Genomic DNA, 24,501 nt, shown 5'->3' with positions numbered 1-24,501 from the left:
CTGCTTTGCGCTAAATCGAGTAGAAGCGGTCAGTGCCCAAAGATGGCATGGGACATTGCTCTGGCGGCCTTGCGCCGCTCCCCCGGCAAGGGTGGCGCCTCGGCATGAGCCGGGGCCAGAGGAGAGGTCGTCCGCTGCTGCATACCCTTGCTGGCGAAAACCAACAATCACGACCCAAGGGATGCAAATGAAACCGAACGCTCTTTCCTGGCTGCTTCACAGCGTCGTCCCACTCTGCGCGTTGGCCACCGGCAGTGCCCAGGCGAATCCGCTGATGTGGAGCAACAACAGCCTCAGCTACCTCTACGGTCACGGTTATAAAGTCGATGGCACCGGCAACGATATCCAGCAAACCATCACCTTCGAGCACGCCAGTGGCTGGACGTGGGGCGACATGTTCTTGTTCGTCGATAACAAGTGGTCCAACGGCTTGTCCGGAAACGATGGCTACACCTATTACGGCGAGTTTTCACCGCGATTGTCGCTCGGCAAGATCAGTGGTCACCGTCTCAGCTATGGCATCGTCAAAGATGTGTTGATCGCTGCCACCTATGAGCGCGGAGAAGGGCGCAATCGAAAGTACCTGCTTGGGCCCGCTGTTGACCTGAACCTGCCTGGATTTGATCGTTTTTCACTCAACACTTACTACCGCAAGCCCGATGGGATCACCGGTAAAGCGTCTGGACAGTGGCAGATCAACCCGACCTGGGCCATGACGATACCGCTCGGCCGCTCAGACATTTTGTTCGACGGTTATCTGGAGTGGTACGTCAATGATGTGGGGACGAAGGGTACCTCGAACTATGTAGCCAAGAGTTTCCACTTCAACCCCCAGATCAAGTACGACGTCGGTAAGGCGATGGGGCAAGCGCCGGCGCGTTTCTATGCGGGGATCGAGTGGGACTATTGGTCCGACAAATATGGCATCGAAGACAGCCACGGCTTTCCGACCGATCAGAACGCGTTGAGTGCATTGATCAAGGGGCATTTCTAATGTGATGTTTCAGACCCACCACTGAATACCTGATCCAGGCTCCGTTGATCTTCACTCATCAAGCGTTGTTTATCGACGAGGGCCGACCAGCAACAGTTTTTAACCGTGTAACGCGTCTGGTTCGAAAGCTTTCGGCCGTACAGGCTCGCTTTCGATCCAGCGCGTCGTTTCAAATACCACCGTGGATACGGTTCAAAGCACCCTGAAACCATGAGTGCCATCGCGCTCAAGCTGCGCAATCAGGCCAAATTCCCAGTCCAGGTATCCCTGCATCGCCTCGTGTGGGTTGTCTGTGCCTTCATAGGGACGCCGGTAGCGATCGCTGCGCGGTACGGCAAGGCGGGCCTCACCGCCTTCCAATGGAAGACCGGCGGCGATCCAGCGTGCGGTGCCTCCTGCGAGCACGTAAACCGGCGTGCGGGTCAGCGTCTGCAGGTCGCACGCGGCGAAGCGCGCCAGCAGGCTGCTGCCACAGGTCAACACGTAACGGTGGGCCTCGGGCGGCCGTTCCAGGGCGTCGGCCAGCTGGGCACGGATCGCCCAATACGCACCCGGGATATGGCGCTTGACGTAATTGGCACTGGCGGTGAAGTCCAGCACTACGGTGCCGTCTTCCTGTAGCCAGCTGGCCAGTTGCTCGACGGTTATTTCGCTGGCATCCGGCAATTCGGGCAGCGGCGGTTGCCATTCGCCCCGGTCGCTGAAGTCCGCTGCAGTCAGCCCGTCGACCACAGCGACCTGCCAGCCCATCTGTGCCAGCCACGAGGCGCTCATGTTGGCGCGCACGCCATCGTCGTCCACCAGCGCGATGCGCGCCCCGCGCACACTGGCGACGTGGTCGGTCTCTTGAACCAGTTGCCCGCCGGGCACCGGGCGGCTGCCCGGCAGATGACCGGCGCTGTATTCCTCGGTCGTACGCACATCGAACAGGTAGAGGGTGCGGTGCGTGTCGGCCTGCCACTGGCCCAGCCCGGCGCGATCCAGGCGCAGCACGCCGGCGCGGTCTGCTACCGCCCGGGCCTGGCCGGCGGCGTTGGCGCAGGTAACCGCGGTGACCTCGGCAAAGCGGCGGTCCTGACCATGAGCCAGTTGCTGCCCCGCCAGGGTCCAGCCGATGGTGCCATTGCGCAGGGCGGCCACCGGATTGGGAATGCCGGCATTGATCAGCGACTGGGTGCCGATGATGCTACGGGTGCGCCCGGCACAGTTGACGATCACCTGGGTCGCCGGGTCAGGCGCCAGTTCGGCCACGCGCAGCACCAGTTCGGCGCCAGGCACGCTGATGCCGCCGGGGATGCTCATGGTCTGGTATTCGTCGAAACGGCGGGCATCGAGGACCACAACATTGGCCTGTCCATCAAGCAGCGCCTTGACCTGTTCGGCAGCCAGTGAAGGCGTGTGGCGCACGCTCTCCACCAGTTCGCCGAAAGCTTTGCTTGGTACGTTGACATCACGAAACAACTCGCCGCCCGCAGCGCGCCAGCCGGCAAGGCCGCCCTCAAGCACGGCAACATTGACGTAGCCCAAGGCCAGTAAGCGCTGCGCGGCGACAGCGGCGAGCCCCTCACCGTCATCGTAAACGGTGAGGGCGGTGTCCCGCCGGGGTACGCGGGCGAAGATTTCCAGCTCCAGTTTCGACAGGGGTATGTTGGCCGCGAACAGCGGATGGGCCTGGGCGAAAGGGTCTTCTTCGCGTACGTCGATCAGGGCCAGTTCCTCCTTGGCCAGTAAAGCACGGCGGATGTCGTGGTAGCGGCGGGTGGTGACGGTGCTCATGGGGCAGGGTTCTCTTTGGACAGGTCCCAGATGTTTGGCAGGCGGGTATTGGAATAGCCGGAGACAAACGGTTTTTCGCTGCCATCCAAGGCGTACACCGCGCGCTTGACGGCGCCGATGTTGCCGCCATAGACGTGAATGCTGATCGATACTTGGTCGGCGAACGCATTGCTCACCTGATGAATGTCGCCGATGCGCGGCGACACCGCTTCCACCTGGCCGGGCACCAGACGGATGGGGGCCCCCTCTGGCAACAAAGCGCCCCTGGCGTCACGCACGAAGCCCTGAGCGTGCTCGGCACCGCGCAGCATGCCGATCAGCCCCCAGACCCGGTGGTCGTGGATCGGTGTTTGCTGCCCCGGGCCCCAGACGAAGCTCACCACCGAGAAACGTTGGCGCGAGTCGCAGTGCAGCAGGTATTGCTGATAGCGCTGCGGGTCGGGCTGGGCGAGTTCGGCCGGCAGCCAGTCGTCATGGGCAACCAGCTCGGCCAGCAGGCCTTGGCCTGCGTCGAGCAGGGTGGCTTCGTCAGGCTGTTGGTCAAGCAGCGTGGCGAGGTGGTCGATGAAGTGGCGCAAGCGCTGCGGGCGCAGGGGTTCGGTCATGGCTCAGGCTCTGCTCTCAGGTTTCAGTAAACCCTAGCAAACCTTTTTTCTATTCTCAAAATGCAAAATAAACATAAGCTAATATGCAAAATATGCATTTACAGAATTCACCGTTTGTTTTGAAATTGCCGCAGTGAAAGGCATGAGGATATGCCCAACGTGCATTTCACAGAATGGGTAACACTAATTAGATTATAAAGAATACTCCGTTAATACCTCGGAGCTATAAACAATCACAGACGAGACCGCACGCGCGGATCGCCTCACATGCCCCAAGCGGGTATCTGGAGACGAACGTGCGTTACTTCAAACAGCTGGCCGCCACCGTGTTGGCCACCACTTTCAGCCTTGCCGCCGCCGCCCAGACCCTGGTGGTCGGTGACCAGAGTTACAACGCTCGTGCAGTGATGGAAGCCGCCGGCGTGTTAGAACAACTGCCTTACACCCTGGAGTGGAAGCAGTTCACCGCAGGCTCCCCGGTGGCCGAAGCGCTCAACGTCGGCAGTCTCGATATTGGCCTGCTGGGCGACGCGCCGCCCCTGTTCCTCGGTGCCTTGGGGGCGCCGATCAAGGTGATTGCGGTCAGCCGGCAGAACCTCCAAGGCGTGGCCATCCTGGCGCGCAAGGATTCGCCGATCCACAGCCTGCAGGACCTGCGCGGCAAACGCGCGGCCATCTGGAAAGGCTCGTGGAGCCAGCAGTTGCTGTTCAGTGCGCTGGACAAGGCCGGGGTGCCGCGTGATGCCGTGGAACTGCGTTACCTCAGTGCGCTGGATGCATCCCACGCGTTGGACGGTGGTTCGGTGGATGTGATCGCCACTTGGGAGCCTTACGTCACTCAGCAGGAGCGGCAAGGCGCCCGGGTGCTGGCCACCGCCGATGGGGTTATCCCGGCGCAGAGCTTCGTGGTCGCCAACAGCAAGGCGGTGGAACTCAAGCGTGCGCAGATCGCCGATTTCCTCCAGCGCCTGAAAAAGGCCCGTGACTGGACCTTGAGCGCCCCTGCCAATACCGAGGCCTACGCCGACGCTTGGGCCAAGCTCACCCGTGCTGATCGCGACATCGCCCGTGCCTGGTTCGCCCGCGCACGTACCGACCTTGCGCCGCTGGACCCGCAGGTGATCGCCGATGCGCAGAAAACCGTGGACTTCTTCTCCGGGCTCGGGCTGATCAAGGCATACCCGGCGCAAAGCCTGTTCGATACCTCGTTCAACGCAGCATTCGGCAATAACTAGGCCGCTGCGCAAGGACCGAGGCGGCATTCAGATATGGACCTTCCAACAGGAACTCCCCATGAGCAAACGACAGATCAAACTTGGCGCCCTGACCATGGGCAGTGGCGGCCCGGGCCGGCACAACCTGTGGCTCGACCCCGAACTGCCCGCCGACGCCAGCGTGAACATCGACTGGCACATCGCCATCGCCCGGCAGGCGGAAGCCGCGTTGTTCGACCTGATGTTCATCGTCGACAGCCAGTTCATCACCCCCGGCTCGCCTTCGCACTATCTCAATCGGCTGGAACCGTTGACCCTGCTCTCGGCTCTGGCGGTCAGCACCCGCCATATCGGCCTGGTGGGTACCCTTACCACTTCTTACAACGCGCCCTTCAACGTCGCCCGCCGCCTGGCTTCGCTGGACCTGATCAGCAAGGGCCGTGCTGGGTGGAACGTGGTCACCAGCGGCGATGCCGGCACTGCCGGTAACTACGGGCTCGACGAGCATTATGACTACGACACCCGTTACGCCCGTGCCGAGGAGCATGTGCAAGTCGTGCAGGGGCTGTGGCAGTCGTACGAAGAGGATGCTTTCCCCCGTGATCGGGCCAGTGGCCGGTTCCTCGACCCGACCAAGCTGCATGCGCTCAACCACAAGGGCAAGCATTTCTCGGTCGTCGGCCCGCTCAACATCCAGCGCTCGCCCCAAGGGCAGCCGGTAATCTTCCAGGCGGGCGATTCCGAACAAGGCCGAGCGCTTGGGGCCGCCACGGCTGATGTGGTGTTCACCCACGCCGCCAGCATCGAGCAGGGCCAGGCCTTCTACCGTGACATCAAGCGCCGCGCCGCGCGCCTAGGCCGCGATCCGGAGCAGTTGCTGGTATTGCCCGGCGCGGAGATCTACGTGGGTGACAACGACGCCCACGCCCGTGAGATCGAGCGCCATTACCATCAGGCCGACCACAGTTTCGAACTGGCGTTGAAGGAATTCGGGCGCAACTTCGGCTGGCATGATTTCAGCCAGTACGACCTGGATGCCCCGTTCCCACAAGAGAGCCTGGAGTTTGCACGGAGCAGCTTTTTCACGAATGCCAAGCGTATTGCCGACCAGGCGCGGGACAAGGCCTTCAGTCTGCGTCAGGCTGTTGAGTTTGGCCGTCAATTACGGCCAGGGGCCTTCGTTGGTTCGGCCGAAACCGTGGCGGCGAAGATGGCCGAGTGGTTCGAAGCGCGGGCGCTGGATGGGTTCAATATCTACATTGGTCATCCTGGCCAGTTCCGGCGGTTTACCGAAGAAGTGGTACCGTTGCTGCAGGCGCGTGGGGTGTATCGCACGGCGTATGAGGGCACGACCCTTCGGGAAAGTTTGGGGTTGCCGATACCGCGATCTGGCCGCTAGATCGCCTGGGCCGGCCTCTTCGCGGCTAACATCCGTTCCTACAGGGATCTTCAATCACCTGTAGGAACGTCCTTCACCGCGAAGAGGTCGGTGCAGATCAGGCGCTGCGGGTGCTGCGACCGGCTTCCTGGTCTGCTACCAGCGCCCGAATCCGCGGAATCAGCACCTGCCCATACTCCACGGCATCACGCAACTGATCGAAGCCACGGAACAGGAACGTGCTCACGCCCAGGTCGTAGTACGCCAGCGTCGCTTCGGCGACCTGCTCGGCGGTACCGACCAGCGAGGTGGAATTACCGGCCCCGCCACCCAGAGCGGCAATCTCTGTCCACAGCCGAGTGTCGTGGACCTTGCGCTGACTGGCCAGTTGCACCAGGCGTTCGGACCCCACGTTGCTCTTGCCGAAATTCTTCTCGCGGCGGTTGCCTTGGCGGATGCCAATACGCTGCTGTGCATCGGCCAGGATGCGTTCGGCGCGGGCCCAGGCTTCCTCCTCGGTGGCCCCCAGGATCGGCCGCAGCGACAGGCTGAAGCGAATGTGCTGCTCACGCCCATGGCGAGCGGCGGCCTTGCGCACCTGGGCGATGCGTTCGCGCACCTGTTCCAGCGGCTCGCCCCACATCATGTAGACGTCGGCATGCTTGGCCGCGACTTCCACCGCCGCGTCCGAGGCGCCGGAGAAGTACACCGGCAGCTTGCCCACGGGTTTGACCAAGGTCAGGTTGTCCTCTACCCGGTAGTGGTCGCCGTGGTGGTCGAAGGGCGACGTCTGGGTCCAGGTGTTACGCAGCACATCGAGGTATTCGTCGGTACGTGCGTAGCGGGCATCTTTGTCGAGAAAGTCGCCGTCGCGCTGCAGGTCGCCGCTGTCGCCACCGGTTATCACGTTGATCGAAGCACGGCCGCGGCTGAGCTGGTCGAGGGTGGCGAATTGGCGGGCAGCGAAGGTCGGTGCCTGGAAGCCGGGGCGGTGTGCCACCAGCAGGCCGATGCGCTCGGTGAGCGCGGCCACATAACTGGCGAGAATCATCGAGTCTGGCGCGCTGGTATTCACCGCCAGCAGGGCCTTGTCGAAGCCGGCGTACTCCTGGGCCTGGGCGAAGGCCTTGATGAAACCCAGGTCAACCTGCGGTCCGCGCGGCGCCTGTGATTCGCTGCTTTCATGGGGGCCGATCAGGCCAATGAATTCGAGGCTCATGCAATGGAACTCCTTTTGTGGCCGACGCCGTGGATCATGGCGCCGAGATGGAACTGCCGTTTACTCATGGTCAATACCTCTTTTCAGATGTGCACCAAGGGGCGATCCGTGCAACACGTCAGTGCCGCACGGCACAACCGTTAAATCGCCACGGGCAACACGCTGCGTGAATGCCCTGGTATCGCGTCGATCAGCGCCCGTGTGTAGGCGCTGGCCGACTTGCTGAGCACCTGCAGCGCCGGCCCTTGCTCGACCACCTGCCCGCGCCGTAGCACCAGCACCTGGTCTGCCATGCTCGCCACCACCGCCAGGTCATGGGAGACCAGCACATAGGCCATGCCAAGCTCGCGCTGCAATTCGTTCAGCAGGGCGAGGATCTGCGCCTGCACAGACACGTCCAGTGCACTGACTGGCTCATCGAGCAGCAGCACCTCTGGCTCCAGTGCCAACGCCCGTGCAATCGCCACGCGTTGGCGCTGGCCACCCGACAATTCCCTGGGCAGGCGATCGAGGAACTGCACTGGCAATTGCACCTGTTTGATCAGCTCGCGGGCCTTGCGCTCTAGTGCCTCGCCCCGGAGCAGGCCGAAAGAGACCAGCGGCTCGACGATGCTGTCGAATACGGTGAAGCGCGGGTCGAGCGCGGCGAACGGGTTTTGCTGCACCAGCTGGATACGCCGGCGCAAGGGGCGGAACTGGCTCCAGGTGTAATCGGTGACGTCCTCGCCGGCGAACACCACCTGTCCTTGACTGGGCCTCTCCAGGCCCAGGGCGATGCGCAGGGCGGTGCTCTTGCCCGAGCCTGATTCGCCGACAATCGCCAGGGTCTGCCCGGCATGCAGTTCAAGGCTCAGGTCGTGCAGGGCGGTGTAATGCGCGTTTTTGCCGGGCAGCTCGAACCGTTTGCCGACATGGCTCAGGTGCAGCAGTGGCGGCTGGCCTCGCGGTGCGGCTGGCCTGCGCCGTGGCACGAAGGCCGGCGCGGCATCGAGCAGGGCGCGGGTGTAGGGTTGCTGGGCGCCCCAGAGGATCTGCCGGGGCGAGCCGTGTTCGACCTGCTCACCCTGCTTCATCACCAGCAGGCGGTCGGCGCGGTCACAGGCCATGCCCAGATCATGGGTGATGATCAGCAGCGAGATGCCACGCTCGGCGACTAGCAGTTGCAGGTGATCGAGAATACGCCGCTGCACGGTCACGTCCAGCGCACTGGTGGGCTCGTCGGCGATGATCAACCGTGGCTCGCCGGCCAGGGCGATGGCAATCAGCACCCGCTGGCGCATGCCGCCGGACAGCTCATGGGGGTACTGCCGCGCACGCAGCGCCGGCTCGTCGAGACCGACCTGGTCCAGCAGCGCCAGCACCTCGGCCTCTTGGCCTGGATAGCGTCGTCCACGCGCCAGCTGCAGCGCCTCGGCGATTTGCTGGCCGATCCGTTGGGTGGGGTTAAGGCTGACCATTGGGTCTTGCGGCACCAGGCCGATGGTGCGCCCGCGCAACTGGCGCTTGGCGCGTTCGCTGGCTTGCGTCATATCGACACCATCGACCCAAAACTGGCCTTGGTCGATGCGTGCATTGCCCGGCAACAGACCAAGCAGGGCGTTGGCCAGGGTTGATTTGCCCGAGCCTGACTCGCCCACCACCGCCAGGGTCTCGCCCTGGACCAGGCTCAACGACAACTGACGCAGGGCCTGGCTGCGTTGCCCGGCGAAGCTGTAGCTGACGCTTAGGTCGCGGACCTCGATCAAGGGTGACTGGCTCATCGGGCATGCTCCTCGGCGCTGCGCGCCAAGTGGTTGAGGCTGAACACCACGGCCACCACGAACAGCCCCGGTAGCAGGGATAACCAAGGGGCGGTGATGAGGAAGTGACGGCCGTTGGCGATCAGCGTGCCCCATTCCGCGGCGGGTGGCGCCGCGCCAAAGCCGAGGAAACTCAGCCCGGCCGTGGCCAGGATGGCAGCGCCGAAGTCCAGGGTGGCGAGCACCGCTACCGGGCTCCAGGCATTGGGCAGTACATGGCGCAGCAGGGTGCGTGCCCAGCTGGCACCGCACAGGCGTGCGGCCTCCACAAAGGGCAGGGTCTTGATCCGCAGCACTTCGGCTCGGGTGGTGCGGGCAAAACCGGGCAGGATGCCGACGCCCACGGCGACGGCCACCGGCACGGTGCCGAAGCCAATGGCGGTGACGATGGCTAGGGCCAACAGCAGGCCGGGCAGGGCTAGCAGTACGTCGATCAGGCGCATCAGCGCCGCGTCGACGCGCCCGCCGGCAAAACCGGCCAGCACGCCCAGGCCCAAGCCGCCCAGCAAGGCGATGGCCACCGCCAGCAGGGCGGCGAGCACCGACAGGCGCGCGCCATACACCACCCGGGTGTAGAGGTCGCGGCCCAGTTCGTCGGTGCCGAACCAGTGCGCCAGGCTGGGTGGACTGAGCTTGTCGGCGGGTGCGGTGGCGTAGGGATCGAAGCTGCTGAGCCAGTGCGGGGCCAGCGCGCAAAGCAGGGCGAACAGTACGATCAGCAGCGCCAGGCTGAAACTGGGTCGACGCAGCAGCGGGGCCAACATCTGGTATGCGCGCTGCCAACGCGTGCGACGTCTCCAGGTGGCGGCAGGGCGGGGCTCGGAGGGCGCGGTGTCGAGGGGGGACAGGGGTATGTCGAGGGTCATCTCAGTTCACCTTCGCGGTGTTGGTGATGCGCGGGTCGAGGTAGGGATAGAACAGATCGACGAGCAGGTTCACCACCACGAAGGCCGCAGCCGACGCCCCGACGATCGCCAGCACCACGGGTATGTCCTGGCGCAGCACGGCCTCTTGGGCCAGACGGCCGACGCCGTTGCGCGAGAAGATGGTTTCCACCAATACAGCCCCGGACACGGTATTGCCGACTTGCAGGCCGACCAGCGTCAATAGCGGCAGCGCCGCGTTGCGCAGGCCATGGCGTGCCTGAACCTGGGCCCGGCTAAGGCCCTTGGCGAAGGCGGTGGTGATGTACGGCTCCTGCCACACCCTCTGAAAGCCGCGTTGCAGCACCTGGGCGTACACCGCAGCGCTGGGGATCGCCAAGGTGATGGCCGGCAGCACCAGGCTGGCCAGGCCTTGGCTGCCCGTGGCCGGAAACCAGCCCAACGCGAAAGCGAACACCTGGATCAGCAGCAGGCCCATCCAGAACACCGGCACCGAGAAGCCCAGCGAGGGCAGGCGCGCCAGTGCAGTCTTTAGTGGACGCCATTGCAGGTAGGCGGTCAGACAGGCAAGGCCGACACCCGCCAACAGCGACAGGGCAATGGCGGCACCGGCCAGGGCCAGGGTCTGCGGCAGGCGCTCGGCCAACAGTGCCGCGACCGGTCGGCCCAGCGACAGCGATTGGCCAAGGTCGCCGTGCAGGGCCCGCCACAGCAGGTCGAAATACTGCTCGAACAAGCCTTTGTCCAGCCCATAGTAAGTGCGTGCTTTGGCCAGGTCCTCGGGCGACAGGCCGTCGGCTTCCATGCCGGAGGCGCTCAGCATGATCGCCAAGGTGTCGCCGGGCAGCAGGTAGAGGATGAAGTAGGTGATGGTATAAGCCCCCCACAGCACCAGCAGGGCCTGGCCGACGCGGCCGATAAGGTAGCGTCTCATGGCTGGCCGACCTGGATGTCACTGAGCAGGGCGAAGCCTTCGGCGGTCCAGTGGAAGTGCTTGACTCGTGGCGCGGTGGCGGCCTGCCAGACGCGCTCGTACAGCGGGAACGCCGACGCTTCGTCGACCAGCAGGTCCTGCAGTTGGCCGTAGGCGTGGGCCCGTTGCGTGTCGGCAGTGGCGGTGATACCGCTGTCGAACAGCGCCTGAGCTTTGGCCAGGGTGTCGGGCTCGTAGGTGTTGGTGGCGAGCGTGGCGCTGTTGGCGGCGCGCGGGTCGAGGATGGTCTGCAGGATGATCGGGTCGGCGCGGGTCATGTAGGTGGAGGTGAGGTCGTAGGCGCCTGTCGAGTTGCCGGTCACCCATTCGGCGCGGGTCAGTACGTTCAGCTTGAGGTCGATGCCCACTTTGCGCAGTTGGTCCTGTACCAGCACGTCACCGGCGCTTTCGGCGGCCACCGGGAACGCATTGTTGTAGACAGTGTGCGCGTAGCTGGTGCGGTCTATGGCCTTCTGCAGCGCCAGGCGCACTTGGCGGTCACCGAGCAGGCGGTCGTTGCGGGTGTTGGGGTAGAGGTTCAGCGCCGGGCCTGGCAGCGAACGGCTCTGGATGGTCGCGCCCTTAGACTGAAACAGCTTCAGGTCGACTTCCGAGAACGGGTTGCGTGGCCACAGGATGTCGACCTTGCCTTGCAGGAACAGGCCGTTGCGCACACTCTCTTCGGGGATGTAGCTGATGTCCACGGCATCCAGGTACGCCGGGCCCTGGTTGCGCACATTGGCCGAGGGCCAAGCGTAATCGGCACGCTTGAGCAGGCGTGCGCCGACCTCCGGGGTGTAGTGATTGAGGGTGAATGGCCCGGTACCGATGATCTTGCCCAGCGAGCGTTGCTGCGCGCTCAACTGGTACGAGGCCGGGGCGAGAATGGCCAGGTTGGTGGTGGACGTGGCCTGAAGGAAACCCGCGTTGGGTTTTGCCAGGACCAGGCGCACGGTGAAGTCGTCGATCACCTCGGCGTGGTCGTAGCCGGCCAGGTAAGTGGCACCGAAGGTGGCCGGCAACTGGCTGGCGAACGCTTTGTTGTTGTCGAAGGCAGTTTTCACGGCGTGAGCATCGAAGCGTTCGCCGTTGCTGAAGGTGACGTCCTCGCGCAGGTGGAAGGTATAGCTCAGGGCATCGGCACCGACCTCCCAGGTTTTCGCCAGCCACGGGATGATGCGACCGGTCTGCGGGTCTTGGTCCGTGAGCGACTCGACGACGTTGCGCAGCAGCACGCGGTGTTCGAGCCAGTAGACCTGAAAGGGGTCGACGCTGACCAGCGTGGTGTTGTCACCCCAGAAGGCGATGTTAAGGGTCTTGCTGATCGAGGTGTTGTCGGCCGGTGAGCAGGCGGTGAGGCCCAGGGCCAGGGTGCCGATCGCGAGCAGTTGGTGCAGTGGGGGCATGGGATTGATCCTTCAATGAATGGGGCTCTCCTGTTCCGGCCAGTTCGCCGGAACAGGCAAAAGGTGCCTTGGAGTCAGTCCTGGTAATCGAGGCCCTCGCGATCCAACTGCCGAATCAGCGCATCCCAATGCCGTTGGATACCTTCCCCCTGGCCATCGGAAAACCGCTTGGACTGCTCATGCACCTTGGCAATCGCCGCCTTTGACGCACGTAACAGTTGGTCGTTGCCCCCGGCCTGGGCGGCGACCTGGATGTTGCAGGCCCGCTCCAGCCCGTGCAGCTCACGGAACGCGTGTTCCACGCTGACACCTCCGGTCAGCAGCCCGTGGTTGCGCAAAATAAGAATGTTGCTGTCGCCCAGATTGGCCACCAGCCGTGCTTGCTCGTCCAGGTCCAGGGCGACGCCTTCGTAGTCGTGGTACACCACGCGGCTGTAGTAGGCCAGGGCGTGCTGGGAGATCGGCAGCAACCCGTCGCGCTGGGCGGACACTGCCGCGCCGTCGCGAGTATGGGTGTGCAGCACAGCCTTGAGATCAGGCCGTGCGCGGTGGATGGCGCTGTGAATGACGTACCCGGCCTGGTTGATGCCCAGCCCCAGCGGGTCGTCGATGATCGTGCCGTCGACGTCGACCTTGACCAGGTTGGAGGCGGTAATTTCGTCGAACAGCAGGCCGAAGGCGTTTATCAGAAAATGCTCATGCGGCCCCGGCACGCGGACCGAGAAGTGCGTGTAGATGTGGTCGGTCCAGCGCAGCAGCGCAGCCAGACGGTAAGCGGCGGCCAGCTTGACCCGCACCTCCCACTCTTCGGCGCTGACCCGGTCGCGTACGTTGCAGGTGCTGGGGGTGAAGGCAGACAGTGAACTCATGGGGCTCTCCGGTAATCAGTAGCCGCGCGCCGTGTCGACTAGGTTGGCCAGGGGCGCCTGCTTGCGGTAGCGGTGGAAGTTGGCGATGAAGGCATCAAGAAAGGCCGGGTAACCGTCCTCGGAAATTGCCGAGGTGTGCGGTGACAGGAACACCCGTGGGTGGTGGTACAACGGGTGGCCAGCCGGCAGTGGCTCGGGTTCGGTGACATCCAGGCTGGCCCGGCAGATCAAGCCGCTGTCCAGGGCGTCGAGCAGGGCCTGTTGGTCGAGCAAGCCGCCGCGGGCAATGTTGATCAAATGCAGGCCGGGGCGGGCATAGGCCAGGACCTGGCGGTCGATCAGGCCACGGGTGGCCGCAGTGAGCGGGGCGGCCAGCACCAGATGGTCGCTGCCGGCAAACAGCTGTCGCAGGTCGGCCACACGTTCTACGCCAGGGATGTCTGCGACGCCCTGGCCGGGGCGGCTCAGGGCCAGAACCCGAAGCCCCAGGGCCACGGCCTTGCGCGCCAAGCTCTGGCCGATACTGCCGAAGCCGAGGATGCCCAGGGTGCGACCACGCAAGGGGGCCAGCGGGGTCAGGCGCCAGTCGGCGTCCTTGACCCACAGACCGGGCAGTTGCTTGGCGGCGGCGAACACCAGAGCCAGGGCAAACTCGGCCACTTGTTCGGCGTTGGCGCCTTTGCCGCTGGTTACCGTTGCCCCCTGGAACACCCAGTCGGGGTAGAAGTCGATGCCCGAAGACACCAGTTGCACCCACTTCAGGCCCCAGGGCCACCCGGGTGGCGGGGTGTCTACGCGTTGCCCCCGCACATTGATCGGGCGCAGGATGAACACATCGGCGGGGGCTCCGACAACCAGCTGGTCGGGGGCGATATCAATGACTTCATGGCCTGGCAAGTGTTCGCGCAGGTGCTGGTTGGCCGGGTCGTCGAGCTGGCTGGCGATGATCGAATGGCTCATGCCTGTACCTCCGTCAGCGCGGCACGGCCGACCTGGCCGAACACCATATCGTCCTGTGGAGTGTGGATCCGGCTGCAGAGTACATCGCGGTAGTGGCGCTCCAGCGGGTTGCGCCGCGACAGCCCTGGATTGCCGGCGGCCTCGATGGCCAGTTCCACGGCCTGGATGGCATTGGCGCTGACCAGCTGCTTGAGCTGCCCGGCATGCTGGGGTGAGATGTGCCCGGCGGCGGCACCATCGAGCAGGCTCTGGTTGGCGAACAGCAGGGTGTCGATGCGGCCCAGTACATGCTGGAAGCGTGGCAGGCTGGCCAGCGGCGCCCCCAGGTTGGAAGGTGTGCGCTGCTTGAGAAAGCCCGCCAGCCAGTCGCGCGCGGCGCGGGCCACGCCGTCGTATACAGCCGGCAGTAACACCGCCATCCACAGTAGGCTCTCGCCGTCGAGTTCGGCCTTCGGGGCACTGGCGGGGCTGACGCTGACGGCGTGGTCGAGGGGAATCAGCACATCGTCGAAGCGTACTTCGTGGCTGCAGGTGGCGCGCATGCCCAAGTGGTCCCAGTCATCGATGATCGTGATGCCAGGCGTGTCGCGGTGCACAAGGAAGCCGCCGACCAACGGGTCGTTGTCGTCGCTGCGGCCCCACACCAGGTACCAGGTCAGGCCGTGGCTGCCGGTGGAGTAGATCTTTCGCCCGCTCAAGCGCCAGCCTTCGGCCGTGCGTCGCGCCACGGTGGCGGGCAGGCCACCACGGGCCGGAGTGCCCAGTTCAGGCTCGACGCGCAGTGCGTTGATCAGCGCGCCGTGCCGCACGGCATCGTAAGCCACGCGCTGGCGCAGGGGCTGGGGCCAGCGCGCTTCGTCCTGCAGGCGAAAATGCTGCAGGTATTGCATTACCAGGATCAGCGCGGTGGCCGGGTCACCCTTGCCGACCGCGCCGATCACCCGGCGGGCGCTGGCAAGGTCCGCGCCGCCGCCGCCGAAGGCACGGGGTACGGTGAGGGCGAGCAACCCGTGGCGGTGCAGCAAGTGGAAGTTGTCTTGGGGGAACTGGGCGCTGCGGTCATAGCGCTCGGCGTTTGCCGCGAGGGCCAGCGTCAGCTCGGCGAGAGCGCTGTCGGACGGTTGACTCATGAGGCTCATCCCTGAATGACGGTGCGTTGCTAAGACCGTATTCGTATGGATGAAAGCTGTAAAAGGCTTTTTAGTTCTATGCTAATTATCAGCTTTAATAATTTAGGCTTTTACGTGTTATGCGCAATTTGCATTTATTGCTTGGGCTGCGTTGCAGCCCTTTCGCACGCAAGGCGCCACAGGCCAGTGAGCTCAACCCAACAACCTATGTCCCGCGACCTCACCAAAAAGCTCCACCGGCTCCTGTAAATTACCCAGGTAGCGCGGATGAAACAGCCACAGATCCACCTGCGGCTTGAAATCGCTGATATTCAGTACATCCAGCGCACTGCGGTGCCGGCTGGTCTGCAACAGCGGCTCGGGAACCAGTCCCAGGCCCTGGCCGTTGGCGACCAGCCCCAGTTGCAACTCGGTGCCGAAGGTTTCGAGGTTGATCGACAGGCTCAGCCCTTGCTCACTCAGTGCCCGTTGCAGCCCGGCGCGGAAGCCACAGCCATCCGGGTTCAGCACCCAGCCGCGGGTGTAGCAGTCCTTGAGCTTGTAGCTGCGCTTGCCGGCGCTGCCCTTGGCCGTGACCACCCTCAGCGGCATGCGCGCGATCGACTGGCTGGCGATTCCTTCGGGGAAAATCTTTCCAGGCGGGAACAGGGCCGCGGCAGCGTCCAGCTCACCGTTTTCCATGCGCGTGATCAGGCTGCTGCCCCAGCCGCTGGTGACCTGGGTGCGCAGTTGGGGGTAGGCCTCACGGATCTGTGCCAGGGCGTCGAGCAGCACAACGTCGCCCAATGTCTGCGGCACACCCAGGCGCAAGGTGCCCGACGGCGCGCCGTCGTTGGCTACCAGTTCACGCAGCGAGTCTATCTCGCGCAGGATCGCCTTGCACTGCTCATAGACCCGCAAGCCCATGGGGGTGGGTTTGAGCGGCTTGGTGTTGCGGTCGAGGAGGGTGGCGCCGAGGTCTTCCTCGAAATTCTGCACCCGGCGGGTGATGGCCGGCTGCGTCAGTTGCAGGGCCTCGGCGGCAAGGTTCGTGGACTGGCAACGAATGACGGCGACGAAGGCGTCCATATCATCGATTTTCATAATCGGCGCTCTCTGGGTCGAACGGGAAAAAAACAGGCATCAGCATCATCGCACTGGAGGGTAGTGCCATTGGGAAGACTCTAGAAGAGAAAAACGCATATTAGGTTATTCCTAAAATCAATTTAATTTATTTAAAAGATCTCGCTAGAGTCGCTTGACCCGGGCCGCACGATGCTGCCCGCCAAGACACCGAGGAGCATCATGTCCATCCGAACGAAGCTGCTGACCGTTGCCGTTGCCCTGCTGCTGGCCGGTCATGCCGGCGCCAGCGAGCGCCTGACCCTGCGCATCGGCGACCAGAAGGGTAACATGCGCGCCCAGCTGGAGGCCGCCGACGCCCTGCGCGACCTGCCCTACGACATCCGCTGGGCCGAGTTCCCTGCCGCCGCGCCGCTGGCCGAGGCGCTCAACGCTGGGGCGATCGATGCAGGCATCATCGGCGATGCGCCACTGCTGTTCGTGCTGGCCTCCGGAGCACCGGTCAAGGCCATCGCAGTGGACAAGTCCGACCCTTATGGCACGGCGTTGCTTGTGCGGCCGGAGGCGCCGCTGCGCAGTGCGGCCGAACTCAAGGGCAAGCGCATCGCGACCGGGCGAGGGTCGATCGGGCACCACCTGGCGCTCAAAGCGCTGGCCCAGGCAGGGCTGACCGAGAAGGATGTGGAGTTCCGTTTCCTTGGGCCGGTGGACGCCAAGATCGCCCTAGCCAACGGCTCGGTGGATGCCTGGTCGATCTGGGAGCCTTACACAGCGCTGGCCGAGTTGAGTGGGCAAGGCCGTGTGTTGGTCAACGGTCGTGGCCTGTCCACCGGCAACAGTTTCCTTGCCGCCACCGACAAGGCGTTGGAGGAGCCTGGGCGTCGTGCAGCGCTGCAGGACTATCTCAACCGCCTGGCCGCAGCGCAGGTGTGGGCCAACCAACACCTGGATACCTACTCGAGAACCTTGGCAGCGATCATTGGCTTCCCGGTAGAGGCGGCCCGCTTACAATTCGAGCGTCGGCAGCTGCGCTGGCAGGTGATCGACACGCAAACCGTTGCAGAGCAGCAGGACACCGCCGACTTCTACCACGCCCACGGCCTGATGACCGAGCGCCTCGATGTGGCCCTGACCTTTGCCACCGGTTTCACCCTTCCCGCCGCCGCCAAGCTTGCAGCGCAACCCTGACCCCGGAGACGTACCCATGACCTTTAAACCCCTGCGCCAATTGGGCCTGGCGCTGCTCGCCAGCGCCTTGCTGCCAAGCCTTGCCAGCGCCGAGCAGACCTTGCGCATCGGCTACCAGAAGTCCTCGACCCTGCTGACCCTTCTGAAGGCCCGGGGCAGCCTCGAACAGCGCCTGCAGGCCGAGGGCATTCGTGTGACCTGGCACGAGTTCCCCAGCGGTCTGCCGCTGCTGGAGGCCCTGAACCTAAGCAATGTCGACCTCTCGGCTGACGTTGCCGACACCGTGCCGGTATTCACTCAAGCGGCAGGCGCCCAGCTGACCTATTTCGCCCGTGAAGCACCTTCGCCGACCGCCCAGGCGATCCTGGTGCCGGCGGATTCACCGCTCAAGACCCTGTCCGACCTCAAAGGCAAGCGTGTGGCGGTGACCAAAGCCGCTGGCAGCCACTATCTGTTGATCCAGGCCCTGGCCAAGGCTGGGCTGACCTTCAAGGACATCACGCCGGCGTACCTGATCCCCGCCGACGGCCGCGCTGCCTTCGAGAACCACAAGGTCGATGCCTGGGTGACCTGGGACCCTTACGTGGCCAGCGCCCAGCGTCAGCAGAACGCGCGGATCCTGGCCGACGGCAGCGAACTGGCCAGTTACCAGCGCTATTACCTCGCCGGCAGCGACTATGCCAAGGCGCATCCTGAGGTATTGCAGCAGGTGTACCTGGCATTGCGTGAAGCCGGTGCCTGGACCAAGGCCAACCCCGAGGCCGCTGCCCGGATCCTTGGCCCGCTGTGGGGTAATCTGGACAGCGCCACGGTGCAGCAGGCCAACGCCCGGCGCAGTTACGATGTGCAGCCGGTGAAGCTGGACAACCTGACCGAGCAGCAACGGATTGCCGACGCGTTCTATCGTGAGGGGTTGTTACCCAAGGCGGTGGATACCAGCGCGGTGGACGTGTATCAGCCGCCTAGCAACTGAAATCTGGGTGCTCACATGCGATAAGCCGTGATTATTCCACCTGATGAAATCTTTGCAGGAGGGGTTTGCTGTCGCCATAATTGGACTGTAATTACATGGTACATAACATAATACAAACTCATAGGAGCAAGCATGGCCCGTGGCGGTATCAACAAGGTGGTAGTGCAGCAGGCGCGTCAGGCGCTGATCGCCCGGGGTGAGAACCCCAGCATCGATGCCATCCGTATCGAGTTGGGCAACACCGGCTCCAAAACCACAATTCACCGCTACCTGAAGGAACTGAACGGCCAGCAACCGGTGGCTTCCGAAGGCGGGGTTGCGCTGAGCGATGTGCTGAGCCGCCTGGTCGGGCAGTTGGCAACGCAGCTGCAGTACGAGGCCGACCTGAAGATCGAGCAGGCCCAGAGCACCTTCACCCAACAGCGCGAGAAGCTTGAGGCGCAGCTGGAAATCGCCCAGCAGGCACTGGCTGCAGCGCACCAGCAACACAAGATCGATGCAGCGGCATTGGCTGCAGAGACAGAAAAACTGTTGTCCACGCAAAGCACGCTGCAGGCCGAACAGCTGCGCAGTGCCAGCCTCAACCAGTCGCTGGGGGAGATGCAGGCGCGTCTGGCTGACAAGGACGAGCAGGTCAAATCGCTGGAAGACAAGCACCGCCATGCCCGTGACGCCTTGGAGCTCTACCGCACTGCCAGCCGTGAACAGCGTGAAGAAGACCAGCGCCGCCACGAAGCGCAGTTGCTGCAAATGCAAATGGAATTACGCCAGTTGCAGCAGGGCATGCTCGTCAAGCAGGACGAACTGACCCGTTTGCACCGTGAAAATGAGCGTTTGCTGGGAGAGCATCGTCAGGCGGCCAGTGAATGCCGGGCGCAGGATGATTTGCTGGAACAACGCGATGCGCAGATCCAGGGCCTGCGCACGATCCTGGCCCAGGCACAAGGCGCCAGCGAAGAAATGCGCCGGCAGCTGGATGTGCAAGCCCAGAGCCTTGAAGCCAGGCGCGACGTGTGCGCCGAGCAAGCGCGGCAGTTGCAATGGCTTGAGCAGCAGTTGAAGGCGCGTGACGAGGCGCTGGCGCAGTGTCGGGCGCAATTGGCCTCGGTTGCAGATTAATCAAACTTTTCCTGGCGGGTGGTTTCTTCCCTAGACACTCATCAGAGACAAACGCCATGCCTGGATCTCAACCACCACACAAAGAGGGGCCTCACTCTGCCGAGCAGGCCGATAACACGACAGACCTTGGTTTCGACCCCGATTCCCCGGATGTCGAAGACCCTCAAGTCGACCCACAGGGACCGGCCAAGCCGCCCAGAGACATTGAGAAAAAGGAGAACCCCCAGCCTTGATTACTGGCCTGATCGCCGGCAAGCCATGCGCGATCCCTCGGGACGGGCTTGCCGGCGACAAGGCCAGACCAGGCTTCGCTCAGCCCTCTGCGCGCCTGGCTGCTTCTACGCCCGCCGCCGACAGCTTGATCGGGTAGTTCACACTGATCTGATGATCGCTGCTCACCGCCACGCTACCGTCTTGAATCAAGCCGGCCTCCTGCAGCGTCTTGAGCATGCCGGCCACCGCCTTTTCGCCGCGGTAGTTGTCCAGCACTTCCTTGCCTAGCCCTTCCGGATGCGCGTGCAGCAGGCGGGTAAGTACTTCGGTCTTCAATGCATCGTTACTCATGTGGGCCTCACTTACCGTGCTTGGACTGAAGGGCCTTGGCATGCTCCAGGTGCCGTTCGAGTTTGGGCAGCGTTTCGCTGGCAAAGGCTTTCAGTTCAGCCTTGTCGGACGATGCAGCCTCCTTCTTGAACAGCTCCACTGCTTTTTCATGAGCGTCGACCTGGTTGTTGAGGTACGACTTGTCAAAGGATTCATCGCGCCATTCCAGGATCATTTTCTTGACCTTGTCGGTCATGGCCGCCTCATCTGGCACGGAAATGTCCAGCTTGCGGGCGATGTCGCCGAGTTTCTGGTTGGCCTGGGTGTGGTCGGTGACCATTTGCTGGGCGAACGTCTTGATCTCGGCGGTCTGGCTTTTCTCCTTAGCCAGGTTGCCAGTCACCACCTCGGCAATGCCGGCCTCGGTGGCTGCATCGACGAAATCATCGGAAGTCGCGGCCATTGCGTGCACCGAAGCCAGGCCCAAGACCATGGAAAAACCAACGCGTCTGATGAAGAGGTTATTCATGCTTCACTCCGTTAAACCGTGGCGCGACCTCAATGTCGCATACGGTTGAGGGTGAAGGCGGGGCAAAGGTTTAATCTTTTTTGCCGCCGGTTCCGACCTTTGACGCTGAACTATAGTGAAAGGCGGCGAACGCGGTATGGCCAGGGATTCCAATGGGCGCAGCCAGGAAACAGGACGATGACGGTGTTTTCGCCATAACCGGCGAGGGCCGCGCCGTGGCACTGTTTCGCCTGGTATTGGCGTTCATGCTGGTGGTGATGCTGGCATTTGTGCTGGTGGAAGGCTGGCGCATCTGGCGTGACTACCGTTTCGCCTATAACAACGCCGAAGACATGGTCAGCAACCTGGCACGGGCCACGGCGCAGCACGCCGAGGACGCTATCCGCCAGGTCGACGTCATTACCGCGGCCTTGGCCGAGCGCCTGGAAGGCGACGGTTTCGATCACATCGACCGGCCGCGCCTGCATGCCTTGCTAGCGCAGCAAAAACGCATCATGCCGCAGCTGCACGGGCTTTTCGTTTACGGCCCGGACGGCAGCTGGATCGTCACTGATCAGGCGGCCATCCCGCCAAACGCCAACAACGCCGACCGGGACTACTTCGCCTATCACCGCAGCCATACCGACCCTGGCGTACATATAGGTTCGGTGGTGCGCAGCCGCTCCACCGGCGACCTGATCATTCCTATTTCCAGGCGCCTGGAGTTTGCCGACGGCAGCTTCGCCGGTGTATTGCTTGGCACCATCAAAGTGGAGTGGTTCGTACGTTACTACGGTGACTTCAAGATCGACGAGCGCGGCGCGCTGGTGCTGGCCAAGCGCGACGGTACCCTCCTGGTACGGCGCCCGTTCGTGGAACAGGTGATAGGCCGAAGTCTCGCCAACAGTGAGATCTTCCGCAACCACTTGCCGCATGCCACAGAAGGTGTGGCCGAGGCAGTAGCGGTAGTCGATGGTACACCTCGGCTGTATGGCTACCGCGCGTTATCCAGCTACCCGTTGGTCGTGGAGGCGGGGGTGTCGCGTGAATCCATTGTTGCGCCCTGGCGGTACGACGCGATCAAGTCGGTGGCGGTATTGCTGCTGTTGTTGGTAGGGCTGGCAGCTTTTGGCGGTGTGGTGCTGCGCCAACTGCGCGAGCGGATCGCCATCGAGCGCGCGTTGCTCCAGGCTCACCAGACGCTGAAAGCGTTGGCCTTGACCGACAGCCTGACAGGGCTGGGTAACCGTCGGCGGCTGGATGGGGTGTTCGAACCTGAGCTACGCCGTGCACGGCGCCAAGGCTACCCCCTGGCGCTGGTGATGCTCGACCTGGATTACTTCAAGGCGTACAACGACCGCTACGGTCACCCAGCCGGCGACCTGTGCTTGCGACGCTTTGCCGAGGTGCTACAGCAAGCCCTGAAACGGCCCGCCGATCTGGCAGTGCGCTATGGGGGGGAGGAGTTCACGCTGTTGCTGCCCGACACTGATGGCCGTGGGGCGGAACTGCTGGTGCAGGAGTTACAGCAACTGTTGCGCCGGCAGGCCCTGGAACATGCCGCAAGCCCGTTGGGACGGGTGTCGTTCAGTGCAGGGATCGCGGTGGTCGACCTGGCGCGTGAGGGCGTCACTGCCGACGCGCTGGTGGCGGCGGCGGACGGGGCGTTGTACCAGGCCAAACAGCAGGGGCGGGATAGGTATTGCGTGGCGGGAAGTGCGGTGGCGGGGCAGGATTGCTGACCTGGCTGGCGATCGCGAGGGCGCCGTGCGTCATGATGAAATGCTAAAGACCCACGCACAGACGCATTGCACAACGCCCGCTGAGACCGTGAGCATGCTCGCTTGCCAGGATACTCTGGAGACGTTCGCAAAGCCGGCTTTCCTGAAGCATCTCAAACCCGAAACGTGCATAAAACGGCGCATTCCAAGGCACATCCACAAAGGTGGTCAGCGTCAGCTCGCGTACACCGGCGCAGCGCCCTGCAGCGACCACTTGCTGCAGCAACCGTCGCCCGACACCTTGGCCTTGGGCCTCCTGGCAAACCGATATTTCATGAACGTGCAATGCCTGATCCGCCAGCCGGGCGCAGGCAAAACCCACAATGCGCCCAGCCGTGTCCTGCGCCACCCAACTACCACCTGCCTCGACGAAAGCCCTGTGTGCCGCGCAATCCATGACTTCGCCTTGCGCCAGCCAAGCCAGTGCCGGCCAACTGACAAAAGCCTGGGCTGCCGAGCGCTCGACGTCCGGTAGCCACGGGATATCTCGTTCAAGGGTAGGGCGGATAAGCATGAATCACTCCTGTCGTTCTAATCCGCTGCCAGCACCTGCGGCTGTAATTGCCAGCGCACCGAGCTTACACCTTTCTCCAGGCTGACCCTGCTGACCAGGCGCTCCAGTTGCGCCGGCGCCTGCGCGGTGCCCAACAGCTCGGCGCGCACTTCCAGGTGCGCAGGGTTGTCCAGGTCCTGGCTCTGCAACGACTGCAGGCGCAGTTGTGGATCGCCCAGGCTATGCAACATCAGGCTACGCACCTGGATCTCGTCCTCGCCGCGGCAGACGATACGGACTTCGAAGTGCTGTTCCACCTCGTTGGCCGGTACCACGTCCTGACGGTCCAGGCGCTGGGCGATGTCACGCAACAAGATGTTGGCGCAGAGCACCACCAGGCTACCCAATGCCGCCTCCATCATCAGCCCGAGGCTGCACAGCACGCCGACCGCAGCCGTGCACCACAAGGTGGCCGCGGTGTTCAGGCCACGTACATTGAAACCATCACGCATGATGACACCACCACCGAGAAAGCCGATGCCCGACACCACATAGGCTGCGACGCGCGACGCATCGGCAGGGGCCATGCCCGGCACCGCCTGGGTCATCAATACGAACAGGCAGGCACCGGTACTGACCAGCGCATTGGTGCGCAGCCCGGTCAGGCGTTGACGCAATTGCCGCTCGGCACCGATCAGCGCCCCCAGCACCAGGGCAATGCTGACGCGCAGCAGAAATACTTTCCAATCCATAGCAAACCTCTTCCGCAGGCACACGCCCGCATGAACGCCATCAGTTGGCGCGGTTGAAAAAACCAGAAAATTGCGCAGGACCACGAGGAGGGAAGGAGAAGCGGGGTTACAGGAAACCACCGTCTTGCCAGAGCGGCCAGACAGTGCAGAACACTGCCGGGCTAGCGCGCCACGCGGGCCTGTCGCAAGCGACTGGGGCTACTGTCCAAGGCAGGTCTCCTGTTGAGGAAGGCAAAATTGCGTCGCGGACCATACGCCGCACAGCAGGGCAGGTCAAGGGCAAAAACAGACAATGGCTTCATACGTGAACGGCCTGTAGCCGGTCACGCCCACATGGAAAAAAACCTGGGCAGCCGGTAACCTTGCGCCTCCCTTTGCCATCACCCGGACCGTTCCATGCTGTTCAATCTCGCCGTATTGTTCGGCACCCTGGTGGCCATGGAGGGCGTTGGTACGCTGGCTCACAAGTACATCATGCATGGCTGGGGCTGGTGGCTGCACCGATCGCACCATGAGCCACACCTGGGCATGCTCGAAACCAACGACCTTTACCTGGTAGCCCTGGGGCTGATCGCCACGGCGCTGGTGGCGCTGGGCAAAAGTGGTTGTGCGCCTTTGCAGTGGGTAGGCGGTGGTGTGGCAGGGTATGGGGCACTGTATGTGCTGGCCCACGACGGTTTCTTCCACCGGCATTGGCCGAGCAAGCCGCGGCCGGTCAACCGCTACCTGAAACGCTTGCACCGTGCACACCGCTTGCACCATGCGGTGAAGGGGCGCACGGGGAGCGTGTCGTTCGGGTTTTTCTATGCACCGCCGCTGAAGGTGTTGAAACAGCAGCTGCGCAGCAGGCGCAGCCCATCATGACGCACCCCTGG

Annotated in this window: 24 protein-coding genes; 9 read left to right on the top strand and 15 right to left on the bottom strand. The window is 63.5% G+C overall.

Features of this window, described 5'->3' with window-relative positions; all coding sequences use genetic code 11:
• Positions 1-187: 187 nt before the first annotated feature.
• On the top strand, positions 188-994 hold the full coding sequence (locus tag LVS58_RS12170; protein ID WP_233691280.1) for a hypothetical protein: 807 nt from the start codon (positions 188-190) through the stop codon (positions 992-994).
• Between the two features lie 192 nt (positions 995-1,186).
• Here LVS58_RS12170 and LVS58_RS12165 read toward each other — a convergent pair whose 3' ends face one another.
• Complete coding sequence (locus tag LVS58_RS12165) at positions 1,187-2,770, bottom strand: rhodanese-related sulfurtransferase (protein WP_233691279.1); 1,584 nt, start codon at positions 2,768-2,770, stop codon at positions 1,187-1,189.
• Positions 2,767-3,375, bottom strand: a complete 609-nt coding sequence (locus LVS58_RS12160) for a cysteine dioxygenase (protein WP_233691278.1) — start codon at positions 3,373-3,375, stop codon at positions 2,767-2,769. Before LVS58_RS12160 ends, LVS58_RS12165 begins: the two co-directional genes overlap by 4 nt.
• 296 nt (positions 3,376-3,671) lie before the next feature.
• Between LVS58_RS12160 and LVS58_RS12155 the strand changes: the two genes are divergently transcribed.
• On the top strand, positions 3,672-4,610 hold the full coding sequence (locus tag LVS58_RS12155; protein ID WP_233691277.1) for an ABC transporter substrate-binding protein: 939 nt from the start codon (positions 3,672-3,674) through the stop codon (positions 4,608-4,610).
• 58 nt (positions 4,611-4,668) lie between these two features.
• Positions 4,669-5,988: an LLM class flavin-dependent oxidoreductase gene (locus LVS58_RS12150; RefSeq protein ID WP_233691276.1), complete on the top strand. Its 1,320-nt coding sequence runs from the start codon at positions 4,669-4,671 to the stop codon at positions 5,986-5,988.
• Positions 5,989-6,085: 97 nt separating this feature from the next.
• Here LVS58_RS12150 and LVS58_RS12145 read toward each other — a convergent pair whose 3' ends face one another.
• The 9 genes from LVS58_RS12145 to LVS58_RS12105 all read right to left on the bottom strand — a co-directional run bounded on the left by LVS58_RS12145 (position 6,086) and on the right by LVS58_RS12105 (position 16,290).
• Complete coding sequence (locus tag LVS58_RS12145; RefSeq protein ID WP_020193227.1) at positions 6,086-7,186, bottom strand: LLM class flavin-dependent oxidoreductase; 1,101 nt, start codon at positions 7,184-7,186, stop codon at positions 6,086-6,088.
• A 140-nt stretch (positions 7,187-7,326) separates the two neighbouring features.
• Complete coding sequence (locus tag LVS58_RS12140; RefSeq protein ID WP_233691275.1) at positions 7,327-8,946, bottom strand: dipeptide ABC transporter ATP-binding protein; 1,620 nt, start codon at positions 8,944-8,946, stop codon at positions 7,327-7,329.
• On the bottom strand, positions 8,943-9,851 hold the full coding sequence (locus LVS58_RS12135; RefSeq protein ID WP_233691274.1) for an ABC transporter permease: 909 nt from the start codon (positions 9,849-9,851) through the stop codon (positions 8,943-8,945). Before LVS58_RS12135 ends, LVS58_RS12140 begins: the two co-directional genes overlap by 4 nt.
• Position 9,852: 1 nt before the next feature.
• Positions 9,853-10,803, bottom strand: a complete 951-nt coding sequence (locus tag LVS58_RS12130; RefSeq protein ID WP_233691273.1) for an ABC transporter permease — start codon at positions 10,801-10,803, stop codon at positions 9,853-9,855.
• Positions 10,800-12,248, bottom strand: coding sequence for an ABC transporter substrate-binding protein (locus LVS58_RS12125; RefSeq protein WP_233691272.1), 1,449 nt, complete (start codon positions 12,246-12,248; stop codon positions 10,800-10,802). Before LVS58_RS12125 ends, LVS58_RS12130 begins: the two co-directional genes overlap by 4 nt.
• Before the next feature lie 74 nt (positions 12,249-12,322).
• A complete protein-coding gene (locus LVS58_RS12120) occupies positions 12,323-13,117 on the bottom strand; it encodes a class II aldolase/adducin family protein (protein ID WP_233691271.1) in 795 nt (264 codons plus the stop codon).
• A 15-nt stretch (positions 13,118-13,132) separates the two neighbouring features.
• The gene (locus LVS58_RS12115) at positions 13,133-14,077 is read right to left on the bottom strand and encodes a D-isomer specific 2-hydroxyacid dehydrogenase family protein (RefSeq protein ID WP_233691270.1); all 945 of its coding nucleotides are present in this window, start codon (positions 14,075-14,077) and stop codon (positions 13,133-13,135) included.
• Complete coding sequence (locus tag LVS58_RS12110) at positions 14,074-15,207, bottom strand: acyl-CoA dehydrogenase family protein (protein ID WP_233691269.1); 1,134 nt, start codon at positions 15,205-15,207, stop codon at positions 14,074-14,076. Before LVS58_RS12110 ends, LVS58_RS12115 begins: the two co-directional genes overlap by 4 nt.
• Before the next feature lie 192 nt (positions 15,208-15,399).
• A complete protein-coding gene (locus tag LVS58_RS12105) occupies positions 15,400-16,290 on the bottom strand; it encodes a LysR family transcriptional regulator (RefSeq protein ID WP_233691268.1) in 891 nt (296 codons plus the stop codon).
• Between the two features lie 201 nt (positions 16,291-16,491).
• On the opposite strand from LVS58_RS12105, the gene LVS58_RS12100 reads away from it, so the two are divergent.
• From LVS58_RS12100 to LVS58_RS12085, 4 genes are all read left to right on the top strand, one after another.
• Positions 16,492-17,457 (top strand): ABC transporter substrate-binding protein, encoded by a 966-nt coding sequence (locus LVS58_RS12100; RefSeq protein ID WP_233691267.1) that lies wholly within the window; start codon positions 16,492-16,494, stop codon positions 17,455-17,457.
• A gap of 16 nt (positions 17,458-17,473) precedes the next feature.
• Positions 17,474-18,430, top strand: coding sequence for an aliphatic sulfonate ABC transporter substrate-binding protein (locus LVS58_RS12095; RefSeq protein ID WP_233691266.1), 957 nt, complete (start codon positions 17,474-17,476; stop codon positions 18,428-18,430).
• Between the two features lie 132 nt (positions 18,431-18,562).
• Entirely contained in the window at positions 18,563-19,549 is a 987-nt protein-coding gene (locus LVS58_RS12090) for a DNA-binding protein (protein WP_233691265.1), read from the top strand.
• A gap of 56 nt (positions 19,550-19,605) precedes the next feature.
• On the top strand, positions 19,606-19,782 hold the full coding sequence (locus LVS58_RS12085; RefSeq protein ID WP_233691264.1) for a DUF6021 family protein: 177 nt from the start codon (positions 19,606-19,608) through the stop codon (positions 19,780-19,782).
• A gap of 79 nt (positions 19,783-19,861) precedes the next feature.
• Here LVS58_RS12085 and LVS58_RS12080 read toward each other — a convergent pair whose 3' ends face one another.
• Both LVS58_RS12080 and LVS58_RS12075 read right to left on the bottom strand, forming a co-directional pair.
• Positions 19,862-20,113 carry a hypothetical protein gene (locus tag LVS58_RS12080; protein ID WP_233691263.1) on the bottom strand — a complete coding sequence of 84 codons (252 nt, stop codon included), beginning with the start codon at positions 20,111-20,113 and terminating at the stop codon, positions 19,862-19,864.
• A gap of 7 nt (positions 20,114-20,120) precedes the next feature.
• The gene (locus LVS58_RS12075; RefSeq protein WP_233691262.1) at positions 20,121-20,621 is read right to left on the bottom strand and encodes a DUF4142 domain-containing protein; all 501 of its coding nucleotides are present in this window, start codon (positions 20,619-20,621) and stop codon (positions 20,121-20,123) included.
• 152 nt (positions 20,622-20,773) lie between these two features.
• Between LVS58_RS12075 and LVS58_RS12070 the strand changes: the two genes are divergently transcribed.
• On the top strand, positions 20,774-22,342 hold the full coding sequence (locus tag LVS58_RS12070) for a sensor domain-containing diguanylate cyclase (RefSeq protein WP_233691261.1): 1,569 nt from the start codon (positions 20,774-20,776) through the stop codon (positions 22,340-22,342).
• Between the two features lie 43 nt (positions 22,343-22,385).
• Here the strand turns inward: LVS58_RS12070 and LVS58_RS12065 are convergent, their stop codons facing one another.
• Both LVS58_RS12065 and LVS58_RS12060 read right to left on the bottom strand, forming a co-directional pair.
• Complete coding sequence (locus LVS58_RS12065) at positions 22,386-22,895, bottom strand: GNAT family N-acetyltransferase (RefSeq protein WP_233691260.1); 510 nt, start codon at positions 22,893-22,895, stop codon at positions 22,386-22,388.
• 17 nt (positions 22,896-22,912) lie between these two features.
• Entirely contained in the window at positions 22,913-23,626 is a 714-nt protein-coding gene (locus LVS58_RS12060) for an MgtC/SapB family protein (protein ID WP_233691259.1), read from the bottom strand.
• A 396-nt stretch (positions 23,627-24,022) separates the two neighbouring features.
• On the opposite strand from LVS58_RS12060, the gene LVS58_RS12055 reads away from it, so the two are divergent.
• On the top strand, positions 24,023-24,490 hold the full coding sequence (locus tag LVS58_RS12055; protein WP_233691258.1) for a sterol desaturase family protein: 468 nt from the start codon (positions 24,023-24,025) through the stop codon (positions 24,488-24,490).
• Positions 24,491-24,501: the final 11 nt, after the last annotated feature.

Origin of the sequence: Pseudomonas sp. JR33AA (assembly GCF_021378985.1) — a bacterium.
Classification (GTDB): Bacteria; Pseudomonadota; Gammaproteobacteria; order Pseudomonadales; family Pseudomonadaceae; genus Aquipseudomonas; species Aquipseudomonas alloputida.
The sequence above is the reverse complement of the archived record's forward strand: the minus strand, read 5'-3'. Positions and strand labels throughout refer to the sequence as shown.

Coding starts and splice junctions, on each gene's coding strand:
- LVS58_RS12170 (WP_233691280.1), top strand. CDS start 188: ATGAAACCGAACGCTCTTTCCTGGCTGCTTCACAGCGTCGTCCCACTC.
- LVS58_RS12165 (WP_233691279.1), bottom strand. CDS start 2,770: ATGAGCACCGTCACCACCCGCCGCTACCACGACATCCGCCGTGCTTTA.
- LVS58_RS12160 (WP_233691278.1), bottom strand. CDS start 3,375: ATGACCGAACCCCTGCGCCCGCAGCGCTTGCGCCACTTCATCGACCAC.
- LVS58_RS12150 (WP_233691276.1), top strand. CDS start 4,669: ATGAGCAAACGACAGATCAAACTTGGCGCCCTGACCATGGGCAGTGGC.
- LVS58_RS12145 (WP_020193227.1), bottom strand. CDS start 7,186: ATGAGCCTCGAATTCATTGGCCTGATCGGCCCCCATGAAAGCAGCGAA.
- LVS58_RS12140 (WP_233691275.1), bottom strand. CDS start 8,946: ATGAGCCAGTCACCCTTGATCGAGGTCCGCGACCTAAGCGTCAGCTAC.
- LVS58_RS12135 (WP_233691274.1), bottom strand. CDS start 9,851: ATGACCCTCGACATACCCCTGTCCCCCCTCGACACCGCGCCCTCCGAG.
- LVS58_RS12130 (WP_233691273.1), bottom strand. CDS start 10,803: ATGAGACGCTACCTTATCGGCCGCGTCGGCCAGGCCCTGCTGGTGCTG.
- LVS58_RS12125 (WP_233691272.1), bottom strand. CDS start 12,248: ATGCCCCCACTGCACCAACTGCTCGCGATCGGCACCCTGGCCCTGGGC.
- LVS58_RS12120 (WP_233691271.1), bottom strand. CDS start 13,117: ATGAGTTCACTGTCTGCCTTCACCCCCAGCACCTGCAACGTACGCGAC.
- LVS58_RS12115 (WP_233691270.1), bottom strand. CDS start 14,077: ATGAGCCATTCGATCATCGCCAGCCAGCTCGACGACCCGGCCAACCAG.
- LVS58_RS12110 (WP_233691269.1), bottom strand. CDS start 15,207: ATGAGTCAACCGTCCGACAGCGCTCTCGCCGAGCTGACGCTGGCCCTC.
- LVS58_RS12105 (WP_233691268.1), bottom strand. CDS start 16,290: ATGAAAATCGATGATATGGACGCCTTCGTCGCCGTCATTCGTTGCCAG.
- LVS58_RS12100 (WP_233691267.1), top strand. CDS start 16,492: ATGTCCATCCGAACGAAGCTGCTGACCGTTGCCGTTGCCCTGCTGCTG.
- LVS58_RS12095 (WP_233691266.1), top strand. CDS start 17,474: ATGACCTTTAAACCCCTGCGCCAATTGGGCCTGGCGCTGCTCGCCAGC.
- LVS58_RS12090 (WP_233691265.1), top strand. CDS start 18,563: ATGGCCCGTGGCGGTATCAACAAGGTGGTAGTGCAGCAGGCGCGTCAG.
- LVS58_RS12085 (WP_233691264.1), top strand. CDS start 19,606: ATGCCTGGATCTCAACCACCACACAAAGAGGGGCCTCACTCTGCCGAG.
- LVS58_RS12080 (WP_233691263.1), bottom strand. CDS start 20,113: ATGAGTAACGATGCATTGAAGACCGAAGTACTTACCCGCCTGCTGCAC.
- LVS58_RS12075 (WP_233691262.1), bottom strand. CDS start 20,621: ATGAATAACCTCTTCATCAGACGCGTTGGTTTTTCCATGGTCTTGGGC.
- LVS58_RS12070 (WP_233691261.1), top strand. CDS start 20,774: ATGGGCGCAGCCAGGAAACAGGACGATGACGGTGTTTTCGCCATAACC.
- LVS58_RS12065 (WP_233691260.1), bottom strand. CDS start 22,895: ATGCTTATCCGCCCTACCCTTGAACGAGATATCCCGTGGCTACCGGAC.
- LVS58_RS12060 (WP_233691259.1), bottom strand. CDS start 23,626: ATGGATTGGAAAGTATTTCTGCTGCGCGTCAGCATTGCCCTGGTGCTG.
- LVS58_RS12055 (WP_233691258.1), top strand. CDS start 24,023: ATGCTGTTCAATCTCGCCGTATTGTTCGGCACCCTGGTGGCCATGGAG.